Below are 12,856 nucleotides of genomic sequence, written 5' to 3'. Positions count from 1 at the left end.
CATGCTCAATTCCGAACAGCGCCAAGTGTTTGCCGCCCTGGCCGATACCCTGATCCCGGCCGCCGACAGCATGCCGTCGGCCACCACTGCGGAAGTGTCCGGGGTCCTGCTGGACCAGGTCCTGGGTTACCGGCCCGACCTCGTCGACGCGCTCACCGCGGCGCTTGACTCCAGCGCAGGGAAGGACCCGGAAGCCGCGCTGGACAGCCTCTCGGCAGAGCAACCGGACCAGTTCGAAGCGCTCACCGTCCTGGCCGCAGGGGCCTACTTCCTCAGCCCGGCCGTGAAGGCCGCCATGCCCTACGACGCGGCGCCGCGCCCGGCGCGCGACGACATGGACGGCTATGTGGACATGCTCGAGAACGTCGTCGACCGCGGCTTCACGATCCGCTGATCCGGCCATCCACCAAAGGACCTGAAATCATCGCCACGCCGACGTGTAAGGACGTGTCTCATGCCGCATGACAGTGGCTCTAGGGTCGAGCATTTGACCATTCAGCCGGTGCCGGAATCTCAGCGCACGGGAAAGGTGCGACACCTTTTCTCGTTCTGGTTCACCGTCCAGATCATCCCGCTGGCTGTGGTCACGGGTCTCCTCGGGCCGACGATCTACAAACTGGATGTCACATCCACGGTCATCGCCATCATTCTCGGTAGTGTCGTGGGCGCCGTGTTCATGGCGTTGCACTCGGTGCAGGGGTCGGGACTCGGTGTGCCGCAGATGATCCAGGCGCGCGCACAGTTCGGGATGTACGGTTCACTGCTGGTGATCGTCGTCGTCATTCTTGCGTACGTCGGCTGGATCGTGTCCCTCATGGTATTGGCGCAGCAGACTTTGTGCGCCGTCTTTCCATCGCTGAACACCACTGTGGCGCTTGCCTTTAGCACCTTCCTCACCCTGGTCACCGTCGTGGTCGGCTATCAGCTCATCCTCCGGATGAACCGGGTGATGGTCTGGCTCTCGGGTCTCGCCCTGGTGCTCACACTCGTCTATACCTCGATCGCCGCCGGCGGCGGTGACGGAGGAGCCGGCAGCGCTGGTGGCTCCTTCAACTGGATCGGCTTCCTGGGCATGGCTTCGGTCGCCGGCATCTGGCAGCTCTCGTACGCCCCGTATGTCTCGGACTACTCGCGCTATCTGCCGTCCTCGACGACGCCTCGTTCCGCGTTCTGGTACACGTACTTCGGCACTCTCCTCGGCGCCGTCGGAGCCATGATCGTCGGCGCCCTCCTCGTCGCGGGCCTGGGCTCCGATGCCTCGCTGGCGAGCTTGTCCCACATCATGCCCGGCCCACTGTTCACCTTCGTGATGCTCGTGTTCTTCTTCGGTGCGATCGACGCCGGCGTCATCAACATGTACGGATCGTCGCTGTGCACCCTGACCTGTATTCAGGCCTTCAAACTGAAGTGGTCGCCGAAGTCCTCGGCCAGGAACATCGCGGCGGCGGTGATCGCGGCGGTCGTGTTCGTCGCCGCCATCGCATTTTCGGACGACTTCCTCGTGCGGTATTCCAACTTCATCAGCATCCTGATCTACCTGCTGATCCCGTGGAGCATCGTCAACCTCATCGACTACTACGTGGTGAAGAAGGGGCATTACGACCCGGCATCGTTCAGTGACCCGAAGAGCGGCTACGGCGCATTCAATGTCCCGGCTGTGCTCAGCTACTTCCTCGGCTTCGTCGTGCAGATCCCTTTCATGTCAACGGCGTTCTATCAGGGCGCGGTGGCCGGCAAGATCGGCGGCATCGATACGGCGTGGATCGTGGGGACGGTCGCGACGTTCTTCATCTACCTGGGTCTGATCAAGTTGTGGCGGGTACGCCAGGTCGAAGAGATGCAGTCTTCGCTCGCCACCGAGAGTGCACGCTGATTCCAGGCGCCTGATCGTGCCGAGTCGATACGGTTGGCATGTGAGTATCACGGTGCGCGAATTGCTGGACATGCCGCACCTGCAGCTGCGACTGCACTCCGGCAAGGCCGGTCTGGATCGGCAGGTGACCTGGACGCACACCTCGGATCTGCCGGAGCCGTGGCAATGGGTCAGCGCCGGGGAACTGCTGATGACCAACGGCATGTCGTTCCCGTTGGCGGCGGCCGACCAGGAACAGCTGCTCGAGGAATTGCATCGCGTGGGGGCCAGCGGACTGGCGATCGGCGAGGACATGTTCTGTCCGCGGCTCACCCAACGGTTCACCCGCGCCAGCGAGCGTCTCGAGTTGCCGGTGCTGTGGATTCGTTATCCGATGCCGTTCGTGGCGATCTCGCGCGCGGTCGCCGAAGCGACCCTGCTCGAGCAGTCCCAGCGGCTGATGCAAACGGCACGCATCTACGACGCGCTGCGCCACTCCACGGCAGGCGACCCGGCGCGGTCCCGCATCGCCGACGCGCTGACGAAGGAACTGCGATGCGCGGTGTTCGTCTGCGACCGGGTCACCGGAGAGGCCTATCACCCCGATGGGCCGCACCCGTCAGACGACGTCAAGGAGACGGTGCGGACGGCATCGCAGGGCACGCTGGCCGCAGGGGCACGGTCGGTCCTAACCCCCGGCGGGGTTGAAGTGTTGGTCGGAGAGGTGCCCACGCATGACAACGCGGTGCTCGCCGTCATCCGCGAAGGCGGCGCGGCGCTCGACGGTGTGCTGATCCAGCACGCCGCGACCGTCGTCGCCCTGGAGTTGTCCCAGACCCATCTGGCCCTGGAACACACCCGGCGCTCGGGCGCCGAGCTGACCGCACAGCTCATCGACGGGCGGATGGACCAACGGCTCGGGCGCCGTCAGCTGCTGTCCTCGGGGCTGGACCCGGCGACGTCGATGTTCGTCTCGGCCACGTGTACTGACGAACGGCGGGTGCGGGACCTGCACGTGGCGTTGTGGCGTCGCCGGATTCCCCATGTGTCGGCGTTCCGGTCGGGAGTCGCCCACGCGGTGGTGCCGGGAACCGACGAAGCGGTCGAGGCGATCGCCGCCTCGCTCGGACCGACGGCCAAGGTGGGCGCCGGCCAGGTGATGAAAACCGTGGCGCGGTCGGCGGAATCCGCCCGCGAGGCCACCTGGGCGCTGGGCACCGCGCAGCGGACCGGGGATCCCGTGGTGCGCTACGGCACCGCCACATCGTGGGTCGGCATGGGCGGTGTCGAAGACGCCCGGGCCATGGTGGAGCGCTGGCTCGGTCCGCTCATCGAGCATGACGCCCAGCATCGGACCGGGCTGGTCGAGACCCTGGAGGCGTTCCTGGCCAACCAGCGGTCCTGGCAGCGCACCGCGGCCGCGATGAACGTCCATCGCCAAACCGTGCTCTACCGCGTGCACAAGGTGGAGGAGCTCACCGGTGCCCGCCTGTCCGACACCGCGGACATCGCCCAGCTCTGGCTGGCTCTGCAGTCCCGCGACCTGCTGGCCGGCGGCAAGTAGCCGGGAATTTTCTTGGAATACCGGGAACAAATCCCGCGAAACCCCCGTTGACCTCATCGACAGCAAGTTGAGTGACTGTGACTCAAGTCTGGGTTGACAATCTATGCTCGCCCAGAGCAAGCTTGAGCGCAGTCCGCTCAGACCCCTATATCTCTATCAGGAGGCAACACCATGGCTCGTGCGGTCGGTATCGACCTCGGGACCACCAACTCATGCGTGGCGGTCCTGGAAGGCGGCGACCCCGTCGTCGTCGCAAACTCCGAGGGCTCCCGGACCACCCCGTCTGTCGTCGCATTCGCGCGCAACGGCGAGGTGCTGGTCGGTCAGCCCGCCAAGAACCAGGCGGTGACCAACGTCGACCGGACCATCCGTTCGGTCAAGCGTCACATGGGCACCGATTGGTCCGTCGAGATCGACGGCAAGCACTACACGGCGCAGGAGATCAGCGCGCGTGTGCTGATGAAGCTCAAGCGCGACGCGGAGGCCTACCTCGGTGAGGACATCACCGACGCGGTCATCACCGTGCCGGCGTACTTCAACGACGCTCAGCGCCAGGCCACCAAAGAAGCCGGGCAGATCGCCGGCATGAACGTGCTGCGCATCGTCAACGAGCCCACCGCGGCCGCCCTGGCCTACGGACTGGACAAGGGCAGCAAGGAACAGACCATCCTGGTCTTCGACCTCGGTGGCGGCACGTTCGACGTTTCGCTGCTGGAGATCGGCGACGGTGTCGTCGAGGTGCGTGCCACCTCCGGCGACAACCACCTCGGTGGCGACGACTGGGACGACCGGATCGTCGAGTGGCTGGTCGACAAGTTCAAGGCCACCAGTGGCATCGACCTGACCAAGGACAAGATGGCCATGCAGCGGCTGCGTGAAGCCGCCGAGAAGGCCAAGATCGAACTCTCGAGCTCGCAGAGCACCTCGATCAACCTGCCCTACATCACCGTCGACGCCGACAAGAACCCGCTGTTCCTCGACGAGCAGCTGACCCGCGCCGAGTTCCAGAAGATCACTCAGGATCTGCTGGACCGCACCCGTCAGCCGTTCCAGTCGGTGATCAAGGACGCCGGCATCTCGGTCGGCGAAATCGACCACGTGGTGCTGGTGGGTGGTTCCACCCGTATGCCCGCAGTCACCGACCTGGTCAAGGAGCTCACCGGCGGCAAGGAGCCCAACAAGGGCGTCAACCCGGACGAGGTTGTCGCAGTGGGCGCCGCGCTGCAGGCCGGCGTGCTCAAGGGCGAGGTGAAAGACGTTCTGCTGCTTGACGTCACCCCGCTGTCCCTCGGTATCGAAACCAAGGGCGGCGTGATGACCAAGCTGATCGAGCGCAACACCACGATCCCGACCAAGCGGTCGGAGACCTTCACCACCGCTGACGACAACCAGCCGTCGGTGCAGATCCAGGTCTTCCAGGGTGAGCGCGAAATCGCTTCGCACAACAAGCTGCTCGGCTCCTTCGAGCTGACCGGTATCCCGCCGGCCCCCCGCGGCGTGCCGCAGATCGAGGTCACTTTCGACATCGACGCCAACGGCATCGTGCACGTCACCGCCAAGGACAAGGGCACCGGCAAGGAAAACACGATCAAGATCCAGGAAGGCTCCGGCCTGTCCAAGGAGGAGATCGACCGGATGATCAAGGACGCCGAGGCGCACGCCGACGAGGACAAGAAGCGCCGCGAGGAGGCCGACGTCCGCAACCAGGCAGAGTCGCTGGTCTACCAGACGGAGAAGTTCGTCAAGGAGCAGCGTGAGGCCGAGGGCGGGTCGAAGGTTCCCGAGGACACCTTGACCAAGGTCGACGGCGCGATCGCCGCGGCCAAGTCGGCGCTGGAAGGCTCCGATATCTCCGCGATCAAGGACGCCATGGAGAAGCTCGGCGTCGAGTCGCAGGGTCTGGGTCAGGCGATCTACGAGGCCGCCCAGGCTGAGCAGGCTTCGGGAGCCGAAGCTGGTGCCTCCTCGAGTGCCGCCGACGACAACGTGGTGGACGCCGAGGTTGTGGACGACGATCAGGAGACCAAGTGACCGAGAACGATTCGCACGAGCCGGTGACCATCACCGACAAACGGCGCATCGATCCCGACACCGGTGAGGTTCGTGAGCAGGCGCCGGCCCCTGGTGGGCCGGCGCCCGCCGCCTCCGCTTCGGAGTCGGCGAGCGACAGCGACGAGGTTTCCGAGCTCAAGGCCACGCTGCAACGCGTGAAGGCCGAATACGACAACTACCGCAAGCGGGCACTGCGCGATCAGCAGGTCACCGCCGACCGGGCCAAGGCCACCGTGATCACCCAGTTGCTGGGTGTGCTCGACGACCTGGACCGGGCCCGCAGCCACGGTGACCTGGAATCCGGTCCGCTCAAGTCGGTTGCCGACAAGCTCGTCGGTGCCCTTGAAGGGCAGGGCCTTTCCGGGTTCGGCGCGGAGGGTGACGAGTTCGACCCGTCTCTGCACGAGGCTGTGCAGCACGAGGGCGAGGGTACCCATCCCGTTGTCGGGACCGTGATGCGCCGGGGCTACCGGATCGGTGACCAGGTGGTCAGACACGCCCTCGTCGGTGTGGTCGACACTGTGCCCGAGGCCGAAGCTGGTGGCGAGGCAGCAGATAACGCTGACGCCGCCGGCGATCAGGCCGCAGAATCAGACAATTAGTCCAACCAACTAGAGAGAAGAGGTAAGGAGGTGGCGCATGGCCCAACGTGAGTGGGTCGAGAAGGACTTCTATAAGGAGCTCGGCGTCTCCTCTGACGCCAGCGCCGACGAGATCAAGAAGGCCTACCGGAAACTGGCCTCCGAACTGCATCCTGACCGCAATCCCGATGCGGGAGCGGCCGAGCGGTTCAAGGCGGTTTCCGAGGCGAACAGTGTTCTGTCGGACCCCGCGAAGCGCAAGGAGTATGACGAGACCCGTCGGTTGTTCGCCGGCGGTGGCCGTCGGTTCAACCCGGGCGGGAACTTCAGTGGTGGATTCGGTTCCGACGGAGCCGAATTCAACCTGGGAGACCTGTTCGACGCCGCCGGCCAGAGCGGCGGCGCCAACATCGGTGACCTCTTCGGCGGGCTGTTCGGGCGCGGTGCGCAACCGCGTCCGAGCCGGCCCCGCCGCGGCAACGACCTGGAAACCGAAACCGAGCTGTCCTTCTTGGAAGCCACCAAGGGCGTGGCCATGCCGCTGCGGCTGACCAGTCCGGCGCCGTGCACCAACTGCCACGGCAGCGGTGCGCGACCGGGCACCAGCCCCAAGGTGTGCCCGAACTGCAACGGCTCCGGTGTGGTCAACCGCAACCAGGGGGCGTTCGGGTTCTCCGAGCCCTGCACCGAATGCCGGGGCAGTGGTTCGATCATCGAGCACCCGTGTGCCGAATGTCAGGGCACCGGCGTCACCACCCGGACCCGCACGATCAACGTGCGGATCCCTCCGGGTGTCGAGGACGGTCAGCGAATTCGGCTGGCCGGCCAGGGTGAGGCCGGGCTACGGGGTGCGCCCTCGGGCGACCTCTATGTCACCGTGCACGTTCGTCCCGACAAGGTGTTCGGGCGTGAAGGCGACGACCTGACCGTCAGCGTTCCGGTCAGCTTCCACGAATTGGCGCTGGGGACAACGCTTTCCGTACCCACGCTGGATGGCAAGGTCGGTGTGCGGGTGCCCAAGGGCACCTCCGACGGCCGGATCCTGCGGGTGCGCGGGCGTGGGGTGCCCAAACGCTCCGGCGGCCATGGTGACCTGCTGGTCACGGTGAAGGTCGCGGTGCCGCCGAACCTGGAAGGTGAAGCGGCAGAGGCGCTGGAGGCTTATGCGAAAGCCGAACGGGCCAGTGGTTTCGATCCGCGGGCCGGATGGGCAGGCAACATATGAGCCAGCGGAAAGAGGAAGCCCGCACGTTTCTGATCTCGGTGGCGGCCGAGCTGGCCGGTATGCACGCGCAGACCCTGCGCACATACGACCGGCTCGGCCTGGTCAGCCCGCAGCGCAGTTCCGGCGGCGGGCGCCGTTACTCCGAGCGTGACGTCGATCTGCTCCGTGAGGTGCAGCGGCTGTCACAGGACGAGGGCGTCAACCTGGCCGGCATCAAGCGCATCATCGAACTCACCAATCAGGTTGATGCACTGCGTACCCGGGTATCCGAGTTGACCCAACAGGTCGAACAACTCGGTGTCAACCAGCGTCATGAAGTGTCGGTGGCGTCCAAAGCGGTGGTGCTGTGGCAGCCGCGCAGGGGCGCGCGTTAGCCGATTTTGATCGAAAAGGTGGCCGTCTCCGGACTTCCGGGGGCGGCCATTTTGTAATTTCCGCGGCGCAACGCGTCGGTCGGTGCGGCCATCGGCTCGATGCCCACCACGCTGTCGCTGAGCGGAGCGAAGAGTTGCGCAGCGCCGTAGCCCCGGTCGAAGGTGACCTCCACCCGGTGGTTTCCGCCGGTCAGCGCGAACACCGCACCCTCGTCGACGTCGTCGAATCCGTCATCCAGCTCGGTGCTGCCCAGGCGCTTCGCCCCCGCCGGCCACTGGTGGGTTTCGCCCGAGGGAAGTCCCCGGTCATTCACGAGCAGCTGCCGCATGGCGGGGGTCTGTAACTGCCAATCCTCGCGCGGCACACCGGGAATCGTCACGTAGGGGTGATAGCCGTAGCACAGCGGGACGCGTTGTCGGGAGGTTGCTGTCACGGTGGTGGCCACAGCGAGGGTCCGGCCGGCGAGCGTCACCGCCATCGTGAGGCGGTGGGGGAACGGGAACGTCGCGAGCAGCCGTGGGTCGGTATCCCAGTCCAGGGATGCCACGAGCGTGTTCTCGGACTGGTCGCTCACCTGCCAGTCCGGATTGGCGGCGAGCACACCGTGGATCGGCGCCCCGTGCGCGTCGCCACGAACCCCGTTCACCCCGGGGGCCACGTCCACCACCGTGTCCCCGACCCGGTATTCGTTGGCGCTCAAGCGGTTTGCCCACGGATAGAGGATCGGGATGCCCATCGTCTTGCCGTCGGCGATATAGGCGTGCAGACCGCGCCGCTGGCCGAGGTATTCGACGCCGCCGTCGGCCAACGACGTACAGACCATCCCCGCGCCCGGAACATAGGTGGCCGTCAGTGAAGACGACGGGTCAGACAAGGTGACTGGTTGAACCTCGGCCATGGCGCCAGTCTGGCACCCTCAGCGCGTCAGCGGGTCGTGCTGGATGCGGTCGGCCGGTGCGCCCCGCTCGACCAGGGCCGCCTTGGTCGCGGTGACCATGTCCGGTCCGCCGCAGATGAGGATCTGCCGGTCGCCCCAATTGCCGAATTTCGTCACCACTTCGGCCAGCGTGCCGGTCTGGCGCACGTGTAGCCCACGCGGCGGCCGGACGTCGGGATACTGGCCGGCCCAGGGGGGATCGGTGCTGTACTCCGACACCGGGGTCACCGACAGCCAGGGGTTTGTCGAGGCGATGTGCCACAGCGTTTTCAGGTCGTACAGGTCGCACGGATAGCGGCCACCGAAGAACAGATGCACGCGGGGGTTCTCGCCGTGCAACGTCATGTCCATGATGATGTTGCGCAGCGGGGCCAGGCCCGTGCTGCCGGCCACCATCAGCACGTCTTCGCCGTCGCGATCGACATGCAACCCGCCGTGCGGGCTGGACAGCCGCCAGCGGTCCCCGACCTTGGTCTCGGCGACGACGGCGGTGCTCACCATGCCACCCGGGACGGACCGGATGTGGAACTCGATGGCTCCGGATCGGTCGGAGGGAATGGCCGGACTCAGGTAGCGCCACCGGCGCGGCCACTGGGGAACCTGGACGGTGACGTACTGGCCGGGGTGGTAGAACAGCGCCTCGTCGAGCTGCAGCCGGATCACCGAGACGTCGCGGGTGACCCGGTGGTGCTCGATGACGGTGCCGTCGCAGTAGGCCGGGGATTCCTCGGCGTCGGCCGCCCCGCGCATCACCCCGATGATCAGGGCCACGGCATCGCGGGTGGCCTCGGCCAGGCTGTCATCCCATTCGGACTTGAGGTGGTCATGCAGCGCGTTGTACAGCGCATCCTGCATGGAGTCGTAATGACTCTGCGTCACACCGTATTTGCGGTGGTCTCTGCCGAGCTGGGCCAGGAACGCCACCGGCTCCTCGGCGCGCTGGGCGATCAACTCCCCGAACAGCCAGGTCAGGGCCCGCGCGAAGACATCGCGCTGGTGGTCCATGTCGGGGGGGAACAGATCGCGGGCCGAGAGGTCGGTGGCGAACCACCGGGTGTAGAAATCGCGGATCAGGGGCGCCGCGCCCTGCTCGGGGTCGACGGCGTTCTGCAGTGTCTGCAGCGCGTCACGGTCATCGAGTCCCACGGAGCTGCATCTTAGGCGCGGTACGCCCGGGGCGCCGCAAAGCGGCGCTGATCACCAACATCAGCCCGACGATCGCCCAGCAACTGAGCACGATGATCGCCGTGTCGGCGCCGTTACCGCCGAAGTAGGCGGTGGACCGCAGCAGTGTGGCGGCGGCGCCCTGCGGCAGCAGCTGGCCGAGCCGGCCCCAGCCCGCAGGCAGCATCTCGGGTGCGCTCGTCAGCCCGGACAGCGGGTTGCCCAGCAGCAGGGCCAGCGCCGCGCCGACCGCCAAGCCGACCTTGCCGAACAGTGCGCCCAGGCCGAGTATGACCAGGCCGGCCGCCGCGATTCCCAGTGTCAGTCCTGCCGCCACTCCCCAGAGATTCGAGTCGATCGAGCCGAACACGTACCGGAGCAGGGCCGCGACCGTGATGCCGGCAACTGCGGAGAACACGATGGTGGCGGTCAAGCGGGTCCACACCTCACGCCGCAACATCAGGGTCAGGGCCGCGGCAGGCAGCATCCCGGCCAGTGTGATCGGCAGGGCAGAGGCGGCCAACCCGGTCCCGCGCGGATCCTGGCTGGTGGGCGGGGCCAGGTCCTCGGTGTGCAGGACCATGCCCGAGTGCGCCGCGATGCCGCTACCGATCTGGGTGAGCAGTTGCGCGACGGCCGGGCTGCCGCCGGTGGCGGTCAGCAGGGTCGGGCCCTCGGGTCCGAAGGCGATGCCGCCGTAGACGTTTCGGTTGAGGATCGCCTCACGCAGGGTGTTCTCGCCGGGGTAGTAGGTGAGCTTGAACGCGCCGGGGGCCTGCTGTTCGAGACGTTCGGCGATCTGACTGGTGGCCGCTTGCGGCCCGGCGGCGCCGATTGGGATGGCGTGGGGCTTGGAACGTGACGCAGGCAGGGCGAAGGCGATGGCCACGATCGCGATCGCGATGGTCAGTACGGCGACGATACCCATGGCGCGCAGTGCTGCCGGTGGCGCGTGTTCGGGTGCCGCGTGGTGGGGCGTGGGTGTCTGTGTCGAGAGCATCATTCCCTCTTTTCATCCGCTGTTGAATTAATCGGTTGATGTGAGAGTAAGTCCTGCAGGGCTCAGATTTCAATAGTCGTTGAAATGATAATGTCGACGTATGGCTTCACCTGGGAAAACTGCCACGCGCCGGGGGCGCCGCCAGGGTGATCCGGTGTCTCGCGACGCCGTGCTGGCGGCAGCCAAACTGCGCTTCGCGGCCGAGGGCTACGAGAAGACGACACTGCGTGGGATCGCGTCGGACGCGAACGTCGACGCGTCGATGGTGCTCTACCTGTTCGGGTCGAAGGCCGACCTGTTCCGGGAGTCCCTGCGGCTGATCCTCGACCCCGACGTGCTGGTGGCCGCCCTGGAGGGGCCTGTCGAAGCGATCGGCGAACGCATGGTGCGCGTTTATCTGAAGATGTGGGAGGGCCCTGAGACTGCAGCCAGCATGCGGGTCATGTTGCAGTCCGCGACATCGAATTCCGATGCGCACGTGGCATTTCGAACGTTCATGCAGGATTACGTGCTCGCCGCGGTGTCAGGCGTGCTGGGTGGCGGCGAGCAGGCCCGACTGCGCGCCATGCTCGCCGCGTCGAGCCTGGTCGGTACCGCGATGCTGCGCTATGTGATGGCGGTACCGCCGTTGGCGACGCTCGACGGCGAAGACGTGGTGCGGCTGCTCGCACCGACGGTGACCCGCTATCTCACCGCGGATGCGTCGGAGCTGGGGTTACCGGAGCTATAGGCCCTCAACTGCCCTCGAATTGATTCTGGCCCAAGGTATCCACGAAGGATGGGCCGAGGCGGTCGAGTTCAGCCCGGTATTCGTCGGCCCAGGTGCCGAATGGCTTGTGCGCCAGGTATTCGTTGCGGAACCGGTCGTCCTCGGAAACCTCGGAAACGCAGAATGACGGAATTGCCAGATCTACCACGGGTCCGCCGCGCTCAACTTCGGAGAGCAGTAGCGGTGCGTTCCGGCCGAGGAACTGATCGATGATCCAGCCGTCCTCGCCGAGCCACATCGAATAGCGAACCTTGGCAATCACGAATTCGGACCGGCGCACGATCTGCGCCGCGATCAGAGGATCGAGCTCACGTTCGGCCTCGTATCGGGTGCCCCCGACGGCGGGACCTTTGGCGGTCATGGTCCCGAGCGACTCATCGCCCAGTGCCTCGGCAAGTTCGGCGGGCGTGCTGCCCAATTCTGCCGGGGCGGGACCCTGAACGCGGACTCGGACCGCGTATCCATCGGCTGCGAACAGATATGCCTGGACGATCAGCGCTGGTGCGGGATCCGATGCTGCCACTGCGGGCAATTCGCGGACAAAGAACTTCCGCTCGAATTCGAAATCACCGAAACCGGATTCGGACATGCGCACACCGTAGCCCGATTGACAATAAAACGGCACTGCTACAGGGCGTGAATTCCCTTGTAGAGCACGAGAAGGCCGATTACGACGAGAATTGCTGCAACCAGCACGGCATGCTGGCGCTCCATCCAGTCTTTGAGCCGGGCCAGTGCGGGATCCAGGCGCTCGCCGGACACCGCATACGCGAGTATCGGCAGGGCGACGGTCGATCCGGCCGCGACCACGTAGTAGAGCCCTGCTGCCCACACCCCGGGCTGGCCGAGGCCGGCGCTACCGATGGCCAATCCTGCTGCCGCACAGATGAACAGCACCTTGGGGTTCACGACGGTGAGCACTGCGCCGGCAGCTCCGGCCTTTACGGGTGTGAGCTTGCTGAGGCTGGCCATCCAGCCGGGCATGTGCTCCGATTTTGCCCGGGTGAGAAAGCGGTAGACGCCGAAGACGATGAGGGCGGCACCCACCACGATGCGTAACCATGATGCCCACGTCGGGGCAGCGTTGAGCCCGCCGAGCATGCTGGAGACGCCGACGAAGATCGCGGTCAGCGCGGCCAGGCCGACGAGCCATCCAGTGAGGAAGGCCAGGCCGGCCGGTCGGGGGTGAGGGGTGTGCAGCACCAGCACAGCCGGAATGATCGACAGCGGTGACAGAGCCACCACCAATGCGAGCGGGATGAGTTCGGTAAGAACCGAACCCCAGCTTTCCGTCATGGCCGCCCTCTCGATGCAGTTCCCGAGCAAAACCTAGCAAG

Annotated in this window: 13 protein-coding genes; 8 read left to right on the top strand and 5 right to left on the bottom strand. The window is 66.0% G+C overall.

All coding sequences use genetic code 11. From position 1 onward, the window contains the following. The first annotated feature begins 1 nt into the window (after position 1). The 7 genes from AB0I14_RS01770 (at position 2) to AB0I14_RS01740 (ending at position 7,648) form a co-directional block, all read left to right on the top strand. On the top strand, positions 2-394 hold the full coding sequence (locus AB0I14_RS01770; protein ID WP_358014975.1) for a gluconate 2-dehydrogenase subunit 3 family protein: 393 nt from the start codon (positions 2-4) through the stop codon (positions 392-394). Positions 395-487: 93 nt separating this feature from the next. Next, positions 488-1,873, top strand: a complete 1,386-nt coding sequence (locus AB0I14_RS01765; protein WP_358014972.1) for a cytosine permease — start codon at positions 488-490, stop codon at positions 1,871-1,873. Positions 1,874-1,913: 40 nt separating this feature from the next. Next, positions 1,914-3,416 (top strand): PucR family transcriptional regulator, encoded by a 1,503-nt coding sequence (locus tag AB0I14_RS01760; RefSeq protein ID WP_358014969.1) that lies wholly within the window; start codon positions 1,914-1,916, stop codon positions 3,414-3,416. Between the two features lie 171 nt (positions 3,417-3,587). Beyond that, a complete protein-coding gene (gene dnaK / locus AB0I14_RS01755) occupies positions 3,588-5,447 on the top strand; it encodes a molecular chaperone DnaK (protein WP_358014966.1) in 1,860 nt (619 codons plus the stop codon). Continuing rightward, on the top strand, positions 5,444-6,070 hold the full coding sequence (gene grpE, locus AB0I14_RS01750; RefSeq protein ID WP_358014963.1) for a nucleotide exchange factor GrpE: 627 nt from the start codon (positions 5,444-5,446) through the stop codon (positions 6,068-6,070). The genes dnaK and grpE overlap by 4 nt, the downstream gene beginning before the upstream one ends. A 37-nt stretch (positions 6,071-6,107) precedes the next feature. Next, positions 6,108-7,274, top strand: a complete 1,167-nt coding sequence (gene dnaJ, locus AB0I14_RS01745; protein ID WP_358014960.1) for a molecular chaperone DnaJ — start codon at positions 6,108-6,110, stop codon at positions 7,272-7,274. Then, a complete protein-coding gene (locus AB0I14_RS01740) occupies positions 7,271-7,648 on the top strand; it encodes a helix-turn-helix transcriptional regulator (protein WP_358014957.1) in 378 nt (125 codons plus the stop codon). Before dnaJ ends, AB0I14_RS01740 begins: the two co-directional genes overlap by 4 nt. On the opposite strand, the gene AB0I14_RS01735 is transcribed toward AB0I14_RS01740, so the two are convergent. From AB0I14_RS01735 to AB0I14_RS01725, 3 genes are read right to left on the bottom strand one after another with little or no spacing between them, the layout of a single operon-like run. After that, entirely contained in the window at positions 7,645-8,547 is a 903-nt protein-coding gene (locus tag AB0I14_RS01735; protein WP_358014953.1) for an aldose 1-epimerase, read from the bottom strand. The genes AB0I14_RS01740 and AB0I14_RS01735 overlap by 4 nt on opposite strands. 18 nt (positions 8,548-8,565) lie before the next feature. After that, positions 8,566-9,732 (bottom strand): FAD-binding oxidoreductase, encoded by a 1,167-nt coding sequence (locus tag AB0I14_RS01730; protein ID WP_358014950.1) that lies wholly within the window; start codon positions 9,730-9,732, stop codon positions 8,566-8,568. Further along, on the bottom strand, positions 9,719-10,750 hold the full coding sequence (locus tag AB0I14_RS01725) for an ABC transporter permease (RefSeq protein WP_358014947.1): 1,032 nt from the start codon (positions 10,748-10,750) through the stop codon (positions 9,719-9,721). The genes AB0I14_RS01730 and AB0I14_RS01725 overlap by 14 nt, the downstream gene beginning before the upstream one ends. A gap of 100 nt (positions 10,751-10,850) precedes the next feature. Here AB0I14_RS01725 and AB0I14_RS01720 point away from each other — a divergent pair, with 100 nt between their 5' ends. Next, complete coding sequence (locus AB0I14_RS01720; protein WP_358014944.1) at positions 10,851-11,480, top strand: TetR family transcriptional regulator; 630 nt, start codon at positions 10,851-10,853, stop codon at positions 11,478-11,480. Between the two features lie 4 nt (positions 11,481-11,484). On the opposite strand, the gene AB0I14_RS01715 is transcribed toward AB0I14_RS01720, so the two are convergent. Then, positions 11,485-12,108 (bottom strand): hypothetical protein, encoded by a 624-nt coding sequence (locus tag AB0I14_RS01715; protein ID WP_358014941.1) that lies wholly within the window; start codon positions 12,106-12,108, stop codon positions 11,485-11,487. A gap of 38 nt (positions 12,109-12,146) precedes the next feature. Continuing rightward, the gene (locus AB0I14_RS01710) at positions 12,147-12,815 is read right to left on the bottom strand and encodes a GAP family protein (protein WP_358014938.1); all 669 of its coding nucleotides are present in this window, start codon (positions 12,813-12,815) and stop codon (positions 12,147-12,149) included. Between the last annotated feature and the right edge of the window lie 41 nt (positions 12,816-12,856).

The sequence above is a fragment of the Mycobacterium sp. NPDC050441 genome (assembly GCF_040655355.1).
Taxonomy (GTDB): Bacteria; Actinomycetota; Actinomycetes; order Mycobacteriales; family Mycobacteriaceae; genus Mycobacterium.
Note: the sequence above shows the minus strand (reverse complement) of the source record. Positions and strands in the feature narration are given on the sequence as shown.

Coding starts and splice junctions, on each gene's coding strand:
- AB0I14_RS01720 (WP_358014944.1), top strand. CDS start 10,851: ATGGCTTCACCTGGGAAAACTGCCACGCGCCGGGGGCGCCGCCAGGGT.
- AB0I14_RS01740 (WP_358014957.1), top strand. CDS start 7,271: ATGAGCCAGCGGAAAGAGGAAGCCCGCACGTTTCTGATCTCGGTGGCG.
- AB0I14_RS01715 (WP_358014941.1), bottom strand. CDS start 12,108: ATGTCCGAATCCGGTTTCGGTGATTTCGAATTCGAGCGGAAGTTCTTT.
- AB0I14_RS01735 (WP_358014953.1), bottom strand. CDS start 8,547: ATGGCCGAGGTTCAACCAGTCACCTTGTCTGACCCGTCGTCTTCACTG.
- AB0I14_RS01770 (WP_358014975.1), top strand. CDS start 2: ATGCTCAATTCCGAACAGCGCCAAGTGTTTGCCGCCCTGGCCGATACC.
- dnaJ (WP_358014960.1), top strand. CDS start 6,108: ATGGCCCAACGTGAGTGGGTCGAGAAGGACTTCTATAAGGAGCTCGGC.
- dnaK (WP_358014966.1), top strand. CDS start 3,588: ATGGCTCGTGCGGTCGGTATCGACCTCGGGACCACCAACTCATGCGTG.
- AB0I14_RS01710 (WP_358014938.1), bottom strand. CDS start 12,815: ATGACGGAAAGCTGGGGTTCGGTTCTTACCGAACTCATCCCGCTCGCA.
- AB0I14_RS01725 (WP_358014947.1), bottom strand. CDS start 10,750: ATGCTCTCGACACAGACACCCACGCCCCACCACGCGGCACCCGAACAC.